The 18253-nt window shown below is 68.3% G+C and carries 19 protein-coding genes and 4 pseudogenes; 12 read left to right on the top strand and 11 right to left on the bottom strand.

Annotation, left to right across the window (positions count from 1 at the left end):
• Positions 1 to 21: 21 nt before the first annotated feature.
• A pseudogene (locus tag SRB17_RS48715) lies at positions 22 to 318 on the top strand (N-6 DNA methylase); the annotation flags it as partial.
• Positions 319 to 413: 95 nt separating this feature from the next.
• Here the strand turns inward: SRB17_RS48715 and SRB17_RS45720 are convergent.
• Complete coding sequence (locus SRB17_RS45720) at positions 414 to 593, bottom strand: hypothetical protein (RefSeq protein WP_194294308.1); 180 nt, start codon at positions 591 to 593, stop codon at positions 414 to 416.
• Positions 594 to 638: 45 nt separating this feature from the next.
• Positions 639 to 776, bottom strand: coding sequence for a hypothetical protein (locus tag SRB17_RS45715; protein WP_194294307.1), 138 nt, complete (start codon positions 774 to 776; stop codon positions 639 to 641).
• A 340-nt stretch (positions 777 to 1116) separates the two neighbouring features.
• On the opposite strand from SRB17_RS45715, the gene ggt reads away from it, so the two are divergent.
• The 3 genes from ggt to SRB17_RS41355 all read left to right on the top strand — a co-directional run bounded on the left by ggt (position 1117) and on the right by SRB17_RS41355 (position 4638).
• Complete coding sequence (ggt, locus tag SRB17_RS41365) at positions 1117 to 2967, top strand: gamma-glutamyltransferase (protein ID WP_153546831.1); 1851 nt, start codon at positions 1117 to 1119, stop codon at positions 2965 to 2967.
• 371 nt (positions 2968 to 3338) lie between these two features.
• Entirely contained in the window at positions 3339 to 3794 is a 456-nt protein-coding gene (locus SRB17_RS41360) for a hypothetical protein (protein ID WP_194294306.1), read from the top strand.
• 64 nt (positions 3795 to 3858) lie between these two features.
• On the top strand, positions 3859 to 4638 hold the full coding sequence (locus SRB17_RS41355; protein WP_416237135.1) for a transposase family protein: 780 nt from the start codon (positions 3859 to 3861) through the stop codon (positions 4636 to 4638).
• Between the two features lie 147 nt (positions 4639 to 4785).
• On the opposite strand, the gene SRB17_RS41350 is transcribed toward SRB17_RS41355, so the two are convergent.
• On the bottom strand, positions 4786 to 5376 hold the full coding sequence (locus SRB17_RS41350) for a TetR/AcrR family transcriptional regulator (RefSeq protein ID WP_153546829.1): 591 nt from the start codon (positions 5374 to 5376) through the stop codon (positions 4786 to 4788).
• A gap of 85 nt (positions 5377 to 5461) precedes the next feature.
• On the opposite strand from SRB17_RS41350, the gene SRB17_RS41345 reads away from it, so the two are divergent.
• Positions 5462 to 6361 (top strand): alpha/beta fold hydrolase, encoded by a 900-nt coding sequence (locus SRB17_RS41345; protein ID WP_153546827.1) that lies wholly within the window; start codon positions 5462 to 5464, stop codon positions 6359 to 6361.
• Between the two features lie 329 nt (positions 6362 to 6690).
• Here the strand turns inward: SRB17_RS41345 and SRB17_RS41340 are convergent, their stop codons facing one another.
• A complete protein-coding gene (locus tag SRB17_RS41340; RefSeq protein WP_228396597.1) occupies positions 6691 to 7632 on the bottom strand; it encodes a LysR family transcriptional regulator in 942 nt (313 codons plus the stop codon).
• A gap of 56 nt (positions 7633 to 7688) precedes the next feature.
• On the opposite strand from SRB17_RS41340, the gene SRB17_RS41335 reads away from it, so the two are divergent.
• Together SRB17_RS41335 and SRB17_RS41330 are read left to right on the top strand one after the other, a co-directional pair.
• The gene (locus SRB17_RS41335) at positions 7689 to 8687 is read left to right on the top strand and encodes an NADP-dependent oxidoreductase (protein ID WP_153546825.1); all 999 of its coding nucleotides are present in this window, start codon (positions 7689 to 7691) and stop codon (positions 8685 to 8687) included.
• Positions 8684 to 9046, top strand: a pseudogene (locus SRB17_RS41330) (nuclear transport factor 2 family protein); the annotation flags it as partial. The gene SRB17_RS41335 and the pseudogene SRB17_RS41330, both read left to right, overlap by 4 nt.
• A 30-nt stretch (positions 9047 to 9076) precedes the next feature.
• Here the strand turns inward: SRB17_RS41330 and SRB17_RS41325 are convergent.
• On the bottom strand, positions 9077 to 9772 hold the full coding sequence (locus SRB17_RS41325; RefSeq protein ID WP_153546914.1) for an NADPH-dependent F420 reductase: 696 nt from the start codon (positions 9770 to 9772) through the stop codon (positions 9077 to 9079).
• 74 nt (positions 9773 to 9846) lie between these two features.
• Between SRB17_RS41325 and SRB17_RS41320 the strand changes: the two genes are divergently transcribed.
• A complete protein-coding gene (locus SRB17_RS41320) occupies positions 9847 to 10218 on the top strand; it encodes a helix-turn-helix domain-containing protein (protein WP_323377475.1) in 372 nt (123 codons plus the stop codon).
• Here SRB17_RS41320 and SRB17_RS47120 read toward each other — a convergent pair.
• Together SRB17_RS47120 and SRB17_RS41315 are read right to left on the bottom strand one after the other, a co-directional pair.
• Positions 10166 to 10359, bottom strand: a pseudogene (locus tag SRB17_RS47120) (transposase); the annotation flags it as partial. The gene SRB17_RS41320 and the pseudogene SRB17_RS47120 overlap by 53 nt on opposite strands.
• A pseudogene (locus SRB17_RS41315) lies at positions 10347 to 12218 on the bottom strand (PHP domain-containing protein); the annotation flags it as partial. The pseudogenes SRB17_RS41315 and SRB17_RS47120, both read right to left, overlap by 13 nt.
• 198 nt (positions 12219 to 12416) lie before the next feature.
• On the opposite strand from SRB17_RS41315, the gene SRB17_RS47115 reads away from it, so the two are divergent.
• Together SRB17_RS47115 and SRB17_RS47110 are read left to right on the top strand one after the other, a co-directional pair.
• On the top strand, positions 12417 to 12854 hold the full coding sequence (locus SRB17_RS47115; RefSeq protein WP_416237134.1) for a hypothetical protein: 438 nt from the start codon (positions 12417 to 12419) through the stop codon (positions 12852 to 12854).
• A 117-nt stretch (positions 12855 to 12971) separates the two neighbouring features.
• Entirely contained in the window at positions 12972 to 13601 is a 630-nt protein-coding gene (locus SRB17_RS47110) for an RNA-guided endonuclease InsQ/TnpB family protein (protein ID WP_228396595.1), read from the top strand.
• Between the two features lie 590 nt (positions 13602 to 14191).
• On the opposite strand, the gene SRB17_RS41305 is transcribed toward SRB17_RS47110, so the two are convergent.
• Entirely contained in the window at positions 14192 to 14572 is a 381-nt protein-coding gene (locus SRB17_RS41305; RefSeq protein ID WP_153546823.1) for a toxin Doc, read from the bottom strand.
• A gap of 3 nt (positions 14573 to 14575) precedes the next feature.
• Entirely contained in the window at positions 14576 to 14827 is a 252-nt protein-coding gene (locus SRB17_RS41300) for an antitoxin MazE7 (RefSeq protein WP_153546822.1), read from the bottom strand.
• 205 nt (positions 14828 to 15032) lie between these two features.
• On the opposite strand from SRB17_RS41300, the gene SRB17_RS41295 reads away from it, so the two are divergent.
• Positions 15033 to 15431, top strand: coding sequence for a hypothetical protein (locus tag SRB17_RS41295; protein WP_153546820.1), 399 nt, complete (start codon positions 15033 to 15035; stop codon positions 15429 to 15431).
• Between the two features lie 205 nt (positions 15432 to 15636).
• Here SRB17_RS41295 and SRB17_RS41290 read toward each other — a convergent pair whose 3' ends face one another.
• Both SRB17_RS41290 and SRB17_RS41285 read right to left on the bottom strand, forming a co-directional pair.
• Entirely contained in the window at positions 15637 to 16077 is a 441-nt protein-coding gene (locus tag SRB17_RS41290; protein ID WP_153546818.1) for a VOC family protein, read from the bottom strand.
• 438 nt (positions 16078 to 16515) lie between these two features.
• Entirely contained in the window at positions 16516 to 17319 is an 804-nt protein-coding gene (locus SRB17_RS41285) for a hypothetical protein (RefSeq protein WP_228396594.1), read from the bottom strand.
• A 262-nt stretch (positions 17320 to 17581) separates the two neighbouring features.
• On the opposite strand from SRB17_RS41285, the gene SRB17_RS41280 reads away from it, so the two are divergent.
• Positions 17582 to 18130 carry a phosphotransferase gene (locus tag SRB17_RS41280; protein ID WP_153546816.1) on the top strand — a complete coding sequence of 183 codons (549 nt, stop codon included), beginning with the start codon at positions 17582 to 17584 and terminating at the stop codon, positions 18128 to 18130.
• Positions 18131 to 18253: the final 123 nt, after the last annotated feature.

Genomic DNA, 18253 nt, shown 5'->3' with positions numbered 1-18253 from the left:
GAAAAGCAGGGGAGCAACGCCGACTTCGCCTGGCTGCTTCACATTGCACATGCCCTGGCCCCCCAGGGCAGAGCCGCCGTCCTCATCGCGGACAGCGCCACCACAGGGAAGACCACACGGGCTGAACAAAGGATCCGCGAAGGCCTCGTCCGCGACGACCTGGTCGAGGCCGTGATCGCGCTGCCGCCCGGACTGCTTGGCCCGCTCGGGGAAGCCTCCTGCCAGGGCTCCGCACGGACGAGGGCCGGGCCCCTGATGGGATCCGGGTGCGGGAACACCCGGCCGGGCACGGCCCGTACTGCGCCCGGCCGGGACTGATGGGGTGGTGCCGGCGCGGGGGTGGTGCCGGCGCCTCGTGGGCGCCAGAAGAGAGACGGCCGGGCGGGAACCGAAGCACCCGCCCGGCCGGGGCGTCAGTCCTCGGCGGTCTGCGAGATCGTCATGACCGGCTCGACGTGGTCACCCGGCCCGATGCAGGCGGCGAGCCGGGCGCGGCGGGGCTGGCGGGCGCGGCCGCCTCGCGGGATCCGGTACAGCTCGACCGTGACGCGGTCCCCGCCGCCCCGGCTGCCCTGGATGGCCGCGCGGGCCATGGCCAGGACATCCCACAGGCGGCCGGTCTCGTCCTGGGGGGTCTGTCAGTTGCTGTCCTCGTCGCTCCACTGCACGCAGTCCGCCCAGACAGCGGCGGTCAGGGCGATCGGGACCCTGAAGCCCGCCTCGCGGGCCAGTACGGCCGGGACCTGCCGTGACTGAGCGCCCCACTTGGTTCTCACCGCGGTTTCGTGATGGCTACGCCGAGTGGCCGAGCCGGCTGGAGGCGCCACGCTGAGGCTTCAGGGAACAGCGGCCAGGAGCAGTGGAAGCGCCCCCGCGCCGGGACGGCTAACGGCTCGTGGAACCTTGATCAGTCCGCACAAGGTGTCCTCGCTTCACATCTCCGGAGCAACGGACCGCAGCCGTTTTGATGGCGTTTACCCATGAGTAACCTCATGTCTTCCGCAAACCTCGCCTCATTGCGTTGCCTTGATCACGGCCGTTTGCCAGGGTTTCCGGCACCCCCCACCTCCCCGTCGCGATCCCCTCTCTTCCCCGGAGGGGCCAATCGGAGGTTCGATGATCACCCGCCGCACCCTGGTGGCAGCCGCCGCTGCACTGCCTACTGTGCCGCTGTTGCTCCCCCATGCCGCCGCCGCTTCCTCCGCGGCAGCGGAACCCGAGGCGTCGTCAGGGCTTTTGCCGCCCGCGAAGCAAGCCGTCGCCGTCGGCAGCGGGGGCGCCGTCGCCAGCGTCAATCCGTACGCCTCGCGGGCCGGTATCGACGTGCTGCGGCACGGCGGCAACGCGGTGGACGCGGCGATCGCCACGGCTGCCGCACTCGGTGTCGTTGAGCCGTACTCGTGCGGCATCGGAGGCGGCGGCTACTTCGTGTACTACAGCGCCCGCACGAAGACGGTGCACACCATCGACGGCCGCGAGACGGGGCCGGCCCGGATGCGGTCCGACTCGTTCGTCGACCCGTCCACGGGTAAGGCGATCCCCTTCGACGAGGCTGTCAACTCTGGTCTGTCCGTCGGCGTTCCGGGCACCCCGGCGACCTGGCAGAAGGTGCTTGACGAGTGGGGCACCATCAACCTGGCCGAAGCCCTGCGCACGGCGATCCGCCTCGCGGACGACGGGTTCGTGGTCAACGACCAGTTCCGCGCCCAGACCTCGATGAACGAAGCGCGATTCCGCTACTTCACCTCGACCACCGAGCTCTTCCTCCCGGGCGGCGAGCTGCCGGTCGTCGGCTCCCGCTTTCGCAACCCCGATCTGGCCCGTAGCTACCGGGAACTGGCCCGTGAGGGTGTGGACGCCATGTACCACGGCGACCTCGGACGCGACGTGGTGCGCACCGTCCAGAATCCGCCGGTGGCCGACGGCACCACAGTGACGGTGCGCCCCGGGCTCATGGGGCTCTCGGATCTTGCGGCCTACCGGGTGATCCTGCGGAACCCGACGCACACCACGTACCACGGCCTGGACGTGTACTCCATGGCGCCGTCCTCGTCCGGCGGTACGACGGTCGGTGAGGCGCTGAACATTCTGGAGAACTTCCAGCTCTCACCCGCCGACCAGGTTCAGGCGCTGCACGACTACCTGGAGGCCAGCCGGATCGCGTTCGCGGACCGCAACCGCTGGGTGGGTGACCCGGCCTTCTCCGACGTGCCGACCCAGGAACTGCTGGCCAAGGAGTTCGCCAAGGGCCGCTCCTGCCTGATCCGGCCCGACTCGTCGCTGACCAGCCCCCTCGCACCGGGTGACCCGTACAACCCCACCAGCTGCAGCCCTCAGGGCACAGGCAGCCAGGAGCCGTACGAGGGACCGTCGACCACCCACCTGGTGGCCTCCGACCGCTGGGGCAACATCGTCTCCTACACCTTCACCATCGAGCAGACCGGCGGCTCGGCGATCACCGTGCCCGGCCGAGGGTTCCTGCTCAACAACGAGCTCACCGACTTCGACTTCACACCACTGCAGACGGGCGTGCCCGACCCGAACCTGCCGGGCCCGGGCAAGCGGCCGCGCAGCAGCATGTCGCCGACGATCGTGATCCGCGACGGCAAGCCGCTGATCGCGGTCGGCTCGCCGGGCGGCGCCACCATCATCACCACCGTCCTGCAAACCCTCCTCAACCGACTCGACCTGGGGATGTCCCTGCCGGACGCGGTCGCGGCACCCCGTATCTCCCAGCGCAACCGCACCACGACCGAGGCCGAACCGGCCTTTCTCAACTCGCCCCAGCGCAAAGCACTTGAAGTCCTCGGCGAGAGCTTCGTCCTGGCCCCGCAAGCCTTCACACCATCGCCCGAAATCGGTGCGGTCGCGGCACTGGAGTTCGGCCCCAACGGCAAGGTGACCGCGGTGGCCGAGCCCAATCGCCGCGGCGGCGGCTCGGCGATGGTGGTCCACGAGACCCCCTGAAGCCACACCGGGACCCGTCACCACCCCTCCCTCCCCCGGGTGACGGAGGCGGCGCGCCGGCCGACGGGCCGGCACGCCCACTGCCCAGGCAAGAACACCGCAGGCTACGCCGGCCAGGGCTGACCTCCTCACCACCAGAGGCATGCACGCAGATCAGCCCTACCGGGGGATGCCTCACCGTCTGCAAGATTTTGAAGAAGCCCCATTGAGCCGTGTGCAACATGAAGTGGCAGGTCACGGGCCTGGTGTGATTCCGTACCCGGGTGCTCGTGCTGGTCGCGCGCGGCAGTCTGCCGTGTTAGATCGTCGGGCAGGGAGGTCTTCGCGGATTCTGGTCCGTTCCGGCCCGCGAGGCTCCTACGCTCCCGGGCATGGTGGATCCCGAGGTGCTGGATCGGATCGCCGCGCGCCGCGCGGAACTGGACGGGCTGGAACAACAGCTGGTCAAGCAGTTGGACCAGGTGCGGGCCGAGCGGGACGAACTCGCGGTCGCCGAACGGGGCCTGGCGCGGATGAGCGAGCGGATCGCTGGGGAGCGGGCTGCCGGCGCTCCGACGTCGGCGCAGGTCGGCGGGCGTGCGGTGCTCTTGGTCCCGCACCGCCGCGACAGCCCGGACGAGACCGCGCTGCCCGGTGACTATCGGCGGATCTTGTCGATCGTGCGGGCCGCCGACGGTCCGGTGCAGGTGCGGGCGGTGGGCGAGGAGTTGGGCCTTGAGGTGGAGGTGCGCGGGAAGCCGGAGCCGCTGCGGGCGAAGCTGGTCAAGCTCGCAGACCGCGGCTGGCTGCACAAGCGCCCTGACGGGAAGTTCACCGCACGCCTGTAGCCGAGTTGGTGGAAAATGCCGCAACCGCGTAACTGAAGGGTTCTCGGCGGCAGTTGAGTTTGGTGTGAAGAAAAACAACTCTCACGCCGAGGGCCCCGACTGTCTTATCTACACCGCCCGCCTGCCGCTGTCGAGATGGCGGGCTTTGCCCGCGGGGAAGATCGCCGGCATCGTGCTGGCTGTGCTGCGCTGTGACCAGCGGCCCGGCGATCTGGCCGGCGGGAACGGGGTGCACCGCACCACTGTCACCCGGTGGGTGCGGGAGGTCGTCGGCCTGCTCGCTGGCCGCGCCCCGCGCCTGGATCGCGCGTTGAAGAAGATCACCCGTTCGGGTGGCGGGGTGGTACTGCTGGACGGCTCCCTGATACGCACCCGTCGGCGCACCGGGGCCGAGAATCGGAAGAACTACTCCGGCAAGCACAAATGCCACGGCCTGCTCGTGATCGCGCTCACCGACGACAAGGGCCGCTTGGTGTGGGTCTCCGCGGTCCGGCCCGGACGCACCTCGGAGATCACCGCCTGCCGCTATGACAAACTGACCGCCCAGCTGCGCGCGGCCGGCCTCGGCGCGATCGCCGACCTGGGCTTCGTCGGCCTCGACGACAGCGGCCCGGACGCCGACCCGGAGGTGATCACCGGCTACAAGGCCGCCCGCAACCGACCCCTGACCCGAAGTCAGAAGCTGTCCAACAAGGCGCTGGCCGCAGTCCGGGCGCCGGTCGAGCACGGCTTCGCCCACCTCAAGAACTGGCGCGTGCTCGGCAAGCTCCGAACCGGCCCGAAATGGGCAACTGCACTGGTACGAGCCCTGCTCGTCCTGACGAACCGCGAAGTCGCCCGCTGACCGCCGATCTTCACGGAGGCCATCCGCCCATGACCAGCGTGAGCATGCCGATAGCGAACGCACACCAGACCCGTGACCTGCAACTTCATGTTGCACACGGCTCATTGAGAAGCACCTAGACTCTCAGACAGAAATTTGATACGCCAGCTATCCGACCGGTCTCAGCGCCCACGCGAGCGCGTCGACGGTCACACCGACGATCGCCCGGAGTTGCTCCGGGCTCGACCCGGCCCTACCCATCACCGCGAGAGACTGGTTCACGGCCGCTACGTGTACGGCGAAGTCCTCGGCGTTCTCGTCGGACATTCCGCCGGCCTTCAGCGCGGTGCGCAGGCGCGGGCGCTGTAGGCCGAACAACTCTTTGACATGCTCTGCGACGCTCGGGCTCAGCGCCGGACTCGCCATGACCGACTGGGCCATCAGGCATCCGTCGGGCACGGCCGGGTCGGCGATGCGCCCCAGGGTGACATCGAAGAACGCACGGACGGCGGCGACGGGGTCCTCGGCCGCGCACGAGAGGGCGGCGTCGAACTTATCGCCGTAGCGCGTGGCGTAGCGATCCAGGCAGCGAAGGAAGAGCGCGTCCTTGTCGCCGAGCGAGGAGTAGATCGAGCTGCGGTTCAGGCCGGTCGCCCGGGACAGGTCGTCGAGCGAGGTGTCGGCGTAGCCGGAGCGCCAGAACTGGATCATCGCGGCGTCGAGCACCGTGTCCATGTCGAACTGCTTCTTGCCTGCCATGCGGCCCATCCTCCCATCTTGGACTGATCAGTTCAAGACGTGCTAGCGTCGAATCACGGTCCACCCGCCTCGATGGAGGATTCCCATGACCAACCCCGTCCCCGCCCTGCCCCTGCATGACCTGGCCGGATTCACGCACCGCTGGGTCGACGCCGACGGCGTCCGCCTGCACGCCGTCGAAGGCGGTCGGCCGGACGGACCGGCCGTCGTCCTGCTCACCGGGTTCCCGCAGACGTGGTGGGCCTGGCGAAAGGTCATGCCTGCTCTCGCCGATCGGTTCCGGGTCATAGCGATCGACCGGCCGGGCCAAGGCAATTCCGAGCATCCGGAGCTCAGCTACGACACGCACACGGTCGCCGTGCACATCCAGGCCGCCGTGAACGCTCTCGGCGTGCGGGACTACTGGCTCGCCGGGCACGACATCGGCGCCTGGGTCGCCTTCTCCCTCGCCCTGAACTACGAGAGCCGACTGCACGGGGTCGCGCTGCTCGACGCCGGAATTCCCGGTATCACCATGCCGGAAGCGATCCCTCTCGACCCGACTCTGGCGTTCAAGACCTGGCACTTCGCGTTCCACGTGGTGCCCGATCTTCCCGAGACGCTGATAGCCGGCCGCGAGCGGGAGTACATCAGCTGGTTCCTGAAGACCAAGTCCCTCGCGCCCGACGCGTTCGAGGAAGCAGAGCTCGACCACTACGGCGCGGCCCTCGCCGTCGATGGCGGCCTGCGCGCCGGCCTCGCCTACTACCGCGACGCCGCCGAGTCCGCGCGCAAGAACCGCGCGGCACTCGAGCAACGGCGACTGACCGCGCCCGTCCTCGGAATCTCCAGCAGCCACGGCTCGATCCCGGATATGGCGGCCTCCATCAGCCCGTGGGCCGAGAACGTGACCGGCGTCATCGTGCCCGACGCCGGTCACTACATCCCCGAGGAGCAGCCCGAGGCCGTCGCCGCCGCCCTCACCGACTTCTTCAGCGGCCGTTAGTGCTCTAGCAGGAGGGCGATACCCATGCCGTCCGGGCCCGTCAGTTACGGGCCCGCCCCGCGCGCTACGGACGTGCCGTGAGACGCCGACGCACGCCCCGCCCTCGCCATCCCACCCGTCCACGCTGCACGGGTCGCTGATCACATCCACCGGACGCTGCCCGTACGCAACGGCGACCGCCCCTGGCGTCCGAATAGCGCACTCCTGGAATATCGCCTCTCCACCGGTCGAACGGCCTAACTCGAGCGATGCGTCAGATACGCGACGAACACGGTGCGCGTGAGCACTGCTTGCTGTAGTTCAGCGCCAAGCAGGTCGGCTGGTTCCGGTCAAGCTGCCGGGGTGGTCAGGACGGCCTTGGCCGCCAGCCGGAGATTCCTGATCATCGGATTCGGGTCGCCCTTGCGGCTGACCAGGACGACCTGGCTGGGCGGAGCGCCCTCGATCGGGACGGTCAGGAGGTTGGGACGCAGTGAGCTACGCCGATCGCCGACTGGTAGCACGGCGATCGCCTCGCCACTCGCGACGAGTTCGAGCTTGTCCTCGTAGCTCTCGATCGGCGGCACACCAGCCCCGAGGATCCGGTAGGAAGTCCAGTCTGCGGTCTCGAACGCGCACGGCGCCGCCTCTTCACCGGCCAGCTCTTCCGCGGTCACCGATGCATGGTCGGCCAAGGGATGGCCGCGCGGCACCACGAGCATACGGGGCTCCTCGTACAGCGGGGTGGTGAACACGTCGTCGTCGGCGAGCGGCAGCGGGGCCCGCGCGATCAGGGCGTCGACGCGCTTGTCGGACAGCGCCCCGACATCGCGGCAGCTCAGATGCCGGCTGGCGATCTCGGCGTCCGGGTAACGGCGGCGCAGTTCCCGTACGGCGGCAGTGATCACCAAGTCTTCAACGTAGCCGATGGCGATTCGTTCGGTCTGGGCTTGTTCACGCACGGCCAACTCGGCCTGGCGGGCGGCCTGCAGCAGGGCTTGGGCCCGGGGGAGGAACGTCTGGCCGGCCGGAGTGAGTCGGGTGCCCTGGGGGGTTCGGTCCAGCAATCGTGTGCCGAGATATTTCTCGAGCCGTTGGATCTGGCGGCTCAGCGCCGGCTGGGCCACGTGCAAGTCGGCGGCGGCCCGGCCGAAGTGCTGGTGCGCCGCCACCACGGTGAAGTAGCGCACCAGCCGCAGTTCCAGGTCCTGTCCGAGATCGTTCACCCTTCCAGCGTACGCGTCATGCCGTTTCGGAATGATCAGGTTGCCGAACCGGTCTTGGACGGCCATGCCGTCCTGGGCCTTGACTGAAGGAGCAACGTTTCCCCGAGAAAGCGACAGGCGCGATGAAGGCGATCCAGTTCCACGAAGCGGGCGGGCCGGAAGTTTTGCAGTATGACGAGGTGCCGGTTCCCGAGATCGGCCCGGGCGAGGTGCTCGTCCGGGTGCGCGCAGCGGGCATCAACCCGCCGGACTGGTACCTGCGTGAGGGGATGAAGGTCATGCCGGCCGAGATGAGGCCGGCGCTGGAGTTCCCCCTGATCCCTGGAACGGACATGTCGGGCGTGGTCCAGGCGGTCGCTGCGGACGTGCTGGGGTTCGCCGTCGGTGACGAGGTCTTCGGCATGCTGCGGTTCCCCGGATTCGACGGCCGGACGTATGCCGAGTACGTGACCGCGCCTGCTTCTGACTTGGCTCACAAGCCAGCCGGTATCGACCACGTGCAGGCGGCTGGGGGGCCGATGGCCGTGCTTACGGCCTGGCAGTACCTGATTGATCTCGGCCACGACGTGCCGTCTCCTTTCACAGGCCAGGTGCACCAGCCGGTGCCGATCACGCCAGGGATGACCGTGCTGGTCAACGGGGCCGCCGGCGGAGTGGGCCACTTCGCGGTGCAGCTGGCGAAATGGAAGGGCGCACACGTCATCGCGGTGGCCTCGGGCCGGCACGAGCAGTTCCTGCGCAAGCTCGGCGCCGACGAGTTCATCGACTACACCACGACGCAGGCCGCGGACGTGGCCAGCGGCGTCGACCTGGTGATCGACACCGTCGGTGGCCCGGACAGCTCACGCTTCCTGACCGTGCTCAAACGCGGAGGCACCATGCTTCCGGTGTTCTTTGCCCAGTACGACCCGGAAGAGACGGCGCGTTTGGGCATCACAGTCTCGAACATTCAGGTGCGTTCCAACGGCCCCCAGCTCGCCGAGATCGGGCGCCTGTTCGACGAGGGCAAGCTCCAGGTCGGGGTGGACAGCACCTACCCGCTGCGCGAAGCGGTCAGCGCACACACGCGAGCCGCGCAAGGCCACATCCAAGGCAAGATCGTGCTGACGGTGGTCTCGTGATCGCCGAACTCCAGGCGGTGGCGAACTACGCACATGCCTTGGACGAGCTGAATATGCCCCAGCCGGAAGCGGTCCTGACCGAGGACACCACCTGGACCTTCACGATGCCCGGACAAGGAGTGTTCGGCCCGGTCGCCGGACGCACGGCGGTGCTCGACATCATCCGTGACGGGCACACGGCCCAGACCGGGAGGGTGCGGCACCACCTGAGCAATGTCGTGGTCGCGACCACGGACGCCGCCACCGCTGAGATACGGGCCTATCTGCTGCAGACGAGGAACACCGGCGAAAGCATCCAGATGACCTCGACCGGGCTCTACACGTTCAGCCTGCGACGGTCCGACGGTGGGTGGCGGATCGCCGAGCTCACCCTGACGCTGCACAACGCCTTAGTACTCCCAACGGAAAGCCCCCGTGCCGCCTTCCGCTTCCTGGTAGCTCGGTCCGGCTGGATAGGCCAGCGGAGGTGCGATTGCCTGCGCATCTGCTCCCTCGCCGACCCACAGGGCGATGAACAGCGCGGCGGTCGCTTCCAGGAGTCCCGCACGTTCGAGACCGCCGTCAGCCACGGGTTCGCAGCCCACGTCCTGCACCAACTCGCCTACACGCGCGAGGGCCGTCTCGTCGTCCCCGCAGACCGGCACGGCCAGTGGTCGCCCATCGAAGACGGGCGGCTGCATGCGCCACACGTCCTCGTGGCAGAGGTTGAAAGCCTTGACCACGTGGGCTCCCGGCGCCGCCGCAGCCAGTTGCTGCGCGGCTGAGGGGCCCCCTTCCGTCAGCAGCCGGAAGCCCGGCCCGACCCGATTGGAGCAGTCGAGCAGCACCTTGCCCTCCAGGGCCGCGTGCAGGTCCCGTGCCACGTCTACTCCCGCCCCGAAGGGCAGGGCGGCCAACACCACCTCCTGACCGAACTCGGCCGCCGCGCACAGACTGGCAGGCTTCACGCAGCCTCCGATGCGCGTCGCGAGCCGCTCCGCCTTGTGTACATCCCGTCCCCCGATGGTCACCTGGTGCCCGGCCCGCACCCAGTGGGTGGCGAGCGCGTCGGCCATGTTGCCCGTTCCCAGTACGCCGATTCTCATCACACGTTCCCTCTCCGTGCCTACTTCGACCGTTCACACCGACGCTAGAAGGCGGTTCGGGCACCATTTGGTACGTGACGACCGACGCCTTCCTCGCCGACTGCCGCGCCCGCCTCGCCTTCGACCTGCTCTCCAACACCTGGAACGCCGTGGTGCTCTGGGCACTGCGCGACGGCCCCAGGCGCCCGGTCGAATTACGAGAGCGGATCGGGGGCATCAGCTCCAAGGTCCTCACCGAGACTCTGCGCCGGCTGCAGTTCAACGGACTGGTCGACCGGCTCGCAGACCCCGACGCACCATCACGGGTCGAGTACCAGCTCACCGCTTTGGGCCGGACCTTGCTGACGCCCATCGACGCCGTCGGCGCCTGGGCCTTCGAGTACGGCGATGAGGTTATGGCCGCCCAGGAAGCAGCATGCACTCCTGACCCGCAGATCCCAGGGTGAGGAAGGCTTCGTGGATGTCGTCGCGGATCTCCCAGCGGATCCGCAGGCGGCGGAACCAGTCAGGTGGGCGAATGCGCGTTCCACGACCCAGCGTTGGGTGCCCAGACCGGAGCCGTGCTCGGTGCCCCGGCGGGCACGTCGGCGACGTTGCGCAGGTGCAGCCTCGACAGGAGGTCCTGCTGACCAGAATCGAGTTGAAAGAGGCCCAGGGTCTGGGCGTCCTACATGAGCTTGAACGCGAAGTGGTCATCGAGCGGGACTTGTTGGGGGTCGTCGAGGTCGATGTGAGTGCCGGTTGCGCGTTCGATCTCGGTGACGGCGTGGGCCATCGCGGACTGCATTCGTACGCCGAGCACGTCCAGCTTGATCAGCCCCAGATCCTCGACGCCTTCCTTCGGCATCTGGACCATGGGGTAGCCGCCGGGAGTGGGCTGGACGGGCAGCCTATTGAGGAGGGTGGCGTCGGAAACGATGACGCCACAGGGGTGCATGGCCAGGCCACGCGGGAGGGCGTCGAGGCCTTCGGCGAGTTCGAACAGCAGTCGGCAGCGGCCGGCCTCGGTGGCGAGCTTGCTCAGTTCGGGGAGTTCGGCGAGCCGGCGGTGATGTCGGCGGCCCGGATGTGCGGGAAGGATTTGGCGATCCGGTCCACGTCGTAAGGGGCGATTCCGAGGGCCAGGCCCGTGTCGCGTAGGGCGTGGCGGGCGCAGCCGGCGAGCCGATTCCACGTCGATGTCGATGTCCGGCAGGCTCGCGCGGCGCACCGACAGGAAGTGCTCGAAGAGCAGGTGGAAGTCGAGCGGGTTGGCGGTGGCCATGCCGAGCGTGTGGTTGACCATGCTGCCGGCGCCGGAGCCGCGGGCGGCGACCTGGATCCCGAGCTCGCGGACGTCGGCCACGACTTGGGCGACGGTGAGGAAGTAGGTGTCGTACTTGAGCGTGCGGATGACAGCGAGCTCTTCCTCCAGGCGCTGACGGGCGCGGGGGTCGCGGTCGAGGCCGTGGCGGATGAGGCCGGCCTCGGCGCGCTCACGCAGCAGCTGGGCGGCGTGCTCGGGGCCGCCGGTGGCGCCGACGACGGCGGGTTCGGGAAAGTGGGGACGGCCCAGGCCGAGATCCTCCACGGGGTCGACGGCGCAGGCGTCGGCCGTGGCGGCGGTGCCGGCCAGCAGGCGGGCCGCGCGGTCGTCGCCGTGGCCGGCGGCCGCGGCGATCCGGCGGGCGATCTCACCCCATGGCGGCTGGGTCCTTCAGCCAGCGCTCGCCGGAGTCGAGGTGGCGGCGGTCGATGGGGCGCAGCAGGCGGGCGGCGTCCAGGACGTCGGCGAGACGGTGCTGGCTGGCATCGGCATAGCGGACGGCGTTGGTCAGCACGGCCGGAATGCCCTGCTGGTCGGCGAGGGTGCTGGCGGCCACGCGCAGTGAGCCGGGCCCGGTACCGGGCAAACCGAGCCAGCAGGTTTCCGGGCGCAGCTGGATGCCGGGCAGCTGCCGCCAGGGGGCAAGGAGGTATTCGGCGAGGTCGCCTCGGCCGGCGGCCAGAGCGCGGATGGGTTCGTAGGCGGGGCCCAGCAGGATGGTCAGCCCCTCCCCCGCTGCTGGTGCTGGTCGTCCCAGGTCAGCAGGGGCGGGCCATCGCTGTGGGCGTGAGCGGCGGAGGTCAGCCGGCACAGCCTGGCCCAGCCGGTGCGGGACTGGGCAAGCAGGACGACGCGGTGGGGCGGCTCGTACACGTGGGCACTGCCGCGGACCGGGGTGCGCAGGCGCTGCACGGGCGCCGGGGCCAGCGGGGCGACGGCGAGGTTGATGCCGAAGATCGGCCGAATGCCGTGTTCGAGGGCGGCCTGCGCGAACCGGACCGCGCCGGTGACAGCGTCGCGGTCGGTCAGGGCCAGGGCGGTCATGCCGCGTTCGGCGGCGCGCTGGAGCTGCTCGGGGTGGGAAGCACCGAAGCGGGTGGAGAACCCGGAGACGGCGTTGAGGTGGTTAAACCCGCCCATGGCGCGCCTCGCATCAGACCTACTTTCGTGGGGACCACCGGTTTCAGCTGGTGGGGGAATCGAAGCCTTGCGGCAGAGCCGCGAAACGAGGAGTCCGCTGCCTTGTCAGTGGCAGCAGATAGCGTGATCGCACCGGCCCTGATCAGGGGAGCCTTTGATGGGGGGTAGGCCGCGTTGTTGCGTGCGTACAAGTTCTTGATGAGGCCCACGGTCCGCCAGGCCCAGGCGCTCGCCGAGATGCTCCGAGACCACCGCTCGCTCAACAACGCCGCGCTCCAGGAGCGCAGGGACGCCTACCAGCACAGCTCCAGGACGAGCATCAGGTACGGGGACCAGTCCGCGCAGCTCAAGGAGATCCGCGCCTTCGATCCAGAGCGGCAGGGCCACTGGTCCTTCTCCAGCCAGCAGGCCACGCTGCGCCGCCTGGACAAGGCTTTCGCCGCGTTCTTCCGTCGCATCAAGAACGGCGAGAAGCCCGGCTACCCGCGTTTCAAGGGCGTCCGGCACTTCGGACAGCGTGATCTTCCCGAAGGACGGGGACAGCTGCCGCTGGGACTCCACCCCGCGCAATGCGCACACCCGTGTGCGACTTCAGGGCGTCGGGCACATCCGGGTGCATCAGCACCGGCCCGTTAAGGGCCGGGTGAAAACGATCACGGTAAAGCGGGAGGGCAACCGCTGGTACACCGTCCTCTCCTGTGACAACGTGCCCGCCGATCACTCCCGGCCGCAGGAGCGGTCGTCGGCGTCGATATGGGCGTCACACACTTCCTGACCACCTCGGTTGGCGAGCACATCGCCAACCCCCGCTTCCTCGAAGCAGCCACTCAGGAACTCGCCGAGGCACAGCGGCACCTGGCCACGTTCACCAAGCGCACCAAACGGCGCACGAAGAAGCACCGCGCCGCCACCCGGAAGGTCCCCAAGATCCACGCCAGGATCCAGCGCCAACGCTTGGACCACGCACACAAGACCGCGCTCACCCTCGTGCTCGATCACGACGCGATCGCGCACGAGCGGTTGAACACCGCGACCATGACCAAAGCCCCCGCCCCCAAGCCCAACCCCGAACGGCCTGGCGCGTTCCTCCCGAACGGCGCCACCGCCAAGACCGGCTTGAACCGAAGGATCCTCGATGCGGGTTGGGGGGTGTTCCTCGCGATCCTCGCCAACAAGGCTGAAAGCGCCGGTCGGACCGTCATCGCCGTGGACCCCCGCAACACCTCCCGCACCTGCCCGTCCTGCGGGCACACCGCGAAGGAGAACCGCGTCAGCCAAGCGAGGTTCCAGTGCACGACGTGCGGTTACACGGCCAACGCGGATCACGTTGGAGCACTGAACGTCCTCAAAAGGGCCGGGCTGGCCCTCTGTGACGTGGCCTAGCCATCGGCACAGGAAGCCCGCGCGCTTACGCATGGGTGGAGTCACCTCCTGCCCCCTTCGGTGTGTGGTGCATCGCCTCCCTCCAGTTCGAATATAGGTTCGAATAAAATAGCGTGTGAGATCCCAGGTCACGACTGGGGCGGGCAAGCGTCACCCGTTCGCGGGACGTACACCGTCCCGCTCTGAGCGACCACGCAGCCCTCACCGCCACGGCGAGAGCGCCGCCGAACCTAGAAGACGGCTTCGGTTGGGTGATCTTTCCCTCGCATACGCGTGCGCAGTTCTAAGCGCATGGTTTGCTCGCGCGCATCGAACTGGCGGTGTCATCCGACGTGCTCCGTGCAGGCAGGTCGTCTGCAGCTACATGTGAGCCTGACAGGCGCCGACGGTCAGGCCGAGCAGATCAGGAGCGCGCGGAGGAAAAGGTCAGCGCCTGATTCGGCTCCATACGACGCGGAGCATGCAAGGCCCGGCCTGTGCGTACAGGCCGGGCCTTGCATGCCTGTAGTCAGGACGGTTCGGCAGCCGCTATACCAGCCGATTTTCTCCGGGCGGCCGCCAGCAGTCCGGACGTGCCCGTCCCGTACGGTTCACCCGGTGCTGCGCCAGGAGCGCAAACGGTCGGCGATGTCGTAGACGGTGAGCCGCAGCGCGCGAATGTCGGTGATCAGGTCCCGCCACGGCTCGAAGGAGTCGTCGATCTCCTCCCCGGAGGCCCGGATGTACGCCACCGCCACGCCATACGCGAAGTACGCGTTGCGGGCCGGCAAAGGGCGCAGCAAGACCAGCTGCTCAAGTAGGGCAGCAGCCCGCCAGTAGGCGTCTGGCTCGCCCACCTCCAGCTGTGGTGTGTTCACCCGGTGTCGGGCGACGGCGGCCACCAGGCCCGAGTAGTCCCGGACCCCGAGTTCCTTGCCGAGTAGTTCCTCCTGTCGGTCAAGCAGCCATCGCATGTCGATATGCAGTTCCAAGGGTCAGGCCGCCCGCCCCGCGGTGTTTCGCCGGGCCGGGGCGTCGTCGGGGAAGGCCTCGTCGAACGCCTCGGCCAGGCCGGGCCGTGCGATGATCTCGCGGAACACGGCAGTCGCCTTACTCAGCTTGATCTGGTTCTCTTCCTCTATGGCCAGCTCGGCCAGGTAGGCGCGCACGCTCTGACCGCGGGCTGCGGCGACCGCAGCGAACCGGTCCCTGGTCTCGGAGTCGACCTTCACGGTGGTGTCAGCCATACCCCGAGTATGCACCCATGGGTACCTTCGTGAATACCAGTCGCGGGGATTGTGACTGAGCGCCCAAGTTCGCACCGTTCGCCAGATAGGTGCTCAGAGCCTCACAAAGGCCATGCGGACTCTCCCGACACTCCGGCCCGTCTGAGTACGAGACTGAGTAGGGCGACGGAGTCGTCGGCCTGGGTGACGGTGTTCGGATGGCTTCATGACGCCGACTCCTTCCGCCGCTCCCGCGGCGCCCGATTTCCGTCGCCGGTTCAGGGTGCTGGGGCTGTCCGTTGCCGGGGCCGCTGTGGTGTTCCTGCTCGTCGGGTTCGCCAAGGGCTGCACCGCCGTGATGGGTGGTCCCGTCCGTTCCGAGGCGCAGTTTCTGGAGCACGTACTCGACACGCAGGCCGCCGGCGAGGACACCGTTCGCTTCCTGGGCTCGGATCCGGACGCCGTGATCCTGGGAAAGTCCAGGGCCAGCGCATCCTGTGTGGACGACCTCGGTGTCGACGAGGCTGACACCCACCGGGACCAGCCGTCCGTCTCCTGGGCCCCGGACTTCAACGACGGCGACGCCGGGTTTCGCGCGGCGGTCGCCGACCTTCACAGGCGGTAGTCCGAGCGGGGATGGAAGGTGACGACGGAGCCGGAGACCGACCCGGTCACCGGCAAAGCGACCGGCCTCCAAGAGATCCACAATCGCGAGACACGGCGGTGGGGATGCTGGCTCGCTTTGGAGATGAACGAGACGGGTGTTCATCGCCTGTCCTCCCCATCCAGCGAATTGTTCTGATTGCTCGCAGGTCGGCCGCGAAGGGCCGTTAGCTGATCTGTTCGGCCAGGGCGAGGATGATGCCTGAGGGGCCGCGGAGGTAGCAGAGGCGGTAGATGTCCTTGTACTGCGCTACCTCGCCGATTAGTTCGGCGCCATGGGGACGCAGGCGGGCGATGGTGTCGTCGATGTCGTCGACGGCGAACATGACCCGGTGCAGGCCCAGTGTGTTCGGCGGCGGGTTGTGCGATCCGTCGCCGATCGCGGCGGGGGTGTGGTATTGCGCGAGCTCCAGCTTGCCGTGGCCGTCCGGGGTCCGCATCATCGCGATGTCGCTGCGGACGCCGTCGAGTCCGACGGCCTGATCCGCGAAGAGGCCCTCGATCTGCGCCTTGCCTTCGACCTCCATGCCCAGTTCGGTGAAGAAGGCGACGGCGGCGTCCAGGTCTTCGACAACGATGCCGACGTTGTCCATCCGCTGAAGCGTCATGACGGATCTCCCTCTGCGTTGCGCGGCCCTTTGAGGCCACCGGTATACCGAGGACGGAGCCAGCGGCCCATTCTCGACACCCGTAAACGGGCTGAGTTCCGGAAGCCCGCTTCTGGCCCCGCCCTGGGGTGCCCCAATCACCGAGAGGGAACCCACCCATACACGACAAATAGTCAAGGAAGCCCTCAATCGGGCACCCGAATGAGACACCCCAGAGAGTCCGGAGAACCATCCCACTTGGGCTCGAGCGTCCAGCCCGGCGACTCGGGCAGGGCAGTGACTGCGCGGGCCAGAGCGAACGGGGCGGGCAGAGCGAAGGGCGGCACCGGGACCTCCTACGGGCCTTCAGTGAAGGTCGGCGTCCCTTCGTACGCGCTCGGGACCAGCCGGAAAGCACTCTGGCGGTCCGTCGGTGTGCCTCATGTACCGCGCGGAGCGTCAGGCTGGGCGTCGCGGGAGGCATGCCGCACGCGATGCTGAGCCCGCACGCCCGAACCCGGTTTGTCCAGCTCCTCCCAGTCGGGTTCCGGCGTCGCGTGCGGCAAGCGGCTGGATGGCCACGGCCCGGTCGATGATCTCGTCATCGGGGATGGGTAGGCGCACGTGCCCGGGCGGATCCAGGACGATCTCCATGTCTACTTCACCTCGTACCTCGCCGTCCTGCCAGACAGGGTCCGCGCGCCGGAGAACCCCGAAGGTGGAGCCGGCGAGTGTTGCGTCCAGAAGGCCGAGCGTGTGGGATGCGCGCCAGTGGGCCCGTTGCTTGCCGGCCTCTTTGAGACCGTCGAGTTCGTCGACCACGACGATCGGGAACAGCAGCCGGATGTGGTCACCGCTGGGCAGTCCGAGAACCTTATGCAGATCGACGTTCGCCAGCTTGCCGGGGTTGTGGATGTAGAAGCTGGAGTCCGCGACCACGAACCACTCCCGCGCGTTCCAGCGGCCTATCTGCGCGTCGAGAGCAGCTTCGGCTTCCTCGAAGGCCTGGATGCGTTCGGTGATCTCGAGGTCCACCAGGTCGTTGACGAGGCGCTGCTGGTCGGTGCCGGCGAGCGTGCCGCAGCTGCCGAGGAGGGCCTGATAGCGGCGGGTGATGACGAGGTGGTCGAGGTACCTGTCACTGACCTGGGAGCGCAGGATGCGCGCTGCGTCGGTGGCCCGTTCCAGATATCGCAGGATCGAAGGCGCTCCGGGAAGTGCCTCGGAGGTTCTCTGCTTTGATGCGGGGGTCTCGCGGAGCACGTTGCGGATGTTGTTACGGTCGGCTCCTGGGCGGGGTCTGGTGAGCATGCGCTGACACTGCCAGGCAGGTCAGACAGAGCTTCCAGTTACGTTTCCCCGGCCACGGCCAGGACACGAGGAGCCTTCGTGGAGTTCCGTTCAATCTCTCGCGAGTCGTCTGCCTTCCAGCAGCCTGTCTCCGGACATCGATATCCAGGAGATCTGCGCGCGTGCCTGCGGCGCCAGCGTCCGCGTCACCTCGGCAGTACAGCTGGGCGGCGGCATGTACAACACGACGTACCGGATCACCGCCGAGGGCCTACCGGAGCCGGTCATCCTGCGGATCGCCCCCGCCCCAGATCGGCAATTCGCCTCCGAACGGGAACTCATGCGGAACGAGTACGCCACCGTGCCCTGCCTCTCCACGGTCGCGACCCTGGTCCCGCGGATTCTGTTCGCTGACTGTTCGCAGGAGATCATCGGCCGGGACTGGGTACGGCAAAGCCACCTGACCGGCGTTTCGGCTCCCGAACGTCTCGGTGCCTACGACCGCCCGCTCTGGAGGGGCTTCTTCGCCCAGCTCGGCGAGATCACCGGCCGGGTGCAATCCATCCGTGGCGCGCACTTCGGTCCGGTCGCCGGTCCAGGGTTTCCCACCTGGAGTGCAGCCGTTCTCGCCTCCCTGCACGCCATCGCGGATGACCTGAGCGCCTCGGGTCTGGACGCCACAGACGTGCGCACGGTCGCTGACCTTGCTGCCGATCACCGCGAGGTCCTCGACGAGATCCGCGAGCCCCGTCTCCTCTCGGGGGACTTGTGGACCGTTCACTAAGAGTCATCACGTAATGAGGTGATGCCCACCCGATGTCTGTACGGAGCCGGCGTGCCTGGGTGGCGTGACTGCTTCGTACGGCCGGTTGTTCCGACGTGGGCCTTGTGCCGCTTAGTTGCGGGT

Source organism: Streptomyces sp. RB17, from assembly GCF_009604455.1.
Lineage (GTDB): Bacteria > Actinomycetota > Actinomycetes > Streptomycetales > Streptomycetaceae > Streptomyces.
Note: the sequence above shows the minus strand (reverse complement) of the source record. Positions and strands in the feature narration are given on the sequence as shown.

Coding starts and splice junctions, on each gene's coding strand:
- SRB17_RS45720 (WP_194294308.1), bottom strand. CDS start 593: ATGGCCCGCGCGGCCATCCAGGGCAGCCGGGGCGGCGGGGACCGCGTC.
- ggt (WP_153546831.1), top strand. CDS start 1,117: ATGATCACCCGCCGCACCCTGGTGGCAGCCGCCGCTGCACTGCCTACT.
- SRB17_RS41360 (WP_194294306.1), top strand. CDS start 3,339: ATGGTGGATCCCGAGGTGCTGGATCGGATCGCCGCGCGCCGCGCGGAA.
- SRB17_RS41350 (WP_153546829.1), bottom strand. CDS start 5,376: ATGGCAGGCAAGAAGCAGTTCGACATGGACACGGTGCTCGACGCCGCG.
- SRB17_RS41345 (WP_153546827.1), top strand. CDS start 5,462: ATGACCAACCCCGTCCCCGCCCTGCCCCTGCATGACCTGGCCGGATTC.
- SRB17_RS41340 (WP_228396597.1), bottom strand. CDS start 7,632: ATGGCCGTCCAAGACCGGTTCGGCAACCTGATCATTCCGAAACGGCAT.
- SRB17_RS41335 (WP_153546825.1), top strand. CDS start 7,689: ATGAAGGCGATCCAGTTCCACGAAGCGGGCGGGCCGGAAGTTTTGCAG.
- SRB17_RS41325 (WP_153546914.1), bottom strand. CDS start 9,772: ATGAGAATCGGCGTACTGGGAACGGGCAACATGGCCGACGCGCTCGCC.
- SRB17_RS47115 (WP_416237134.1), top strand. CDS start 12,417: ATGAGGCCCACGGTCCGCCAGGCCCAGGCGCTCGCCGAGATGCTCCGA.
- SRB17_RS47110 (WP_228396595.1), top strand. CDS start 12,972: ATGGGCGTCACACACTTCCTGACCACCTCGGTTGGCGAGCACATCGCC.
- SRB17_RS41300 (WP_153546822.1), bottom strand. CDS start 14,827: ATGGCTGACACCACCGTGAAGGTCGACTCCGAGACCAGGGACCGGTTC.
- SRB17_RS41295 (WP_153546820.1), top strand. CDS start 15,033: ATGACGCCGACTCCTTCCGCCGCTCCCGCGGCGCCCGATTTCCGTCGC.
- SRB17_RS41290 (WP_153546818.1), bottom strand. CDS start 16,077: ATGACGCTTCAGCGGATGGACAACGTCGGCATCGTTGTCGAAGACCTG.
- SRB17_RS41280 (WP_153546816.1), top strand. CDS start 17,582: ATGTACAACACGACGTACCGGATCACCGCCGAGGGCCTACCGGAGCCG.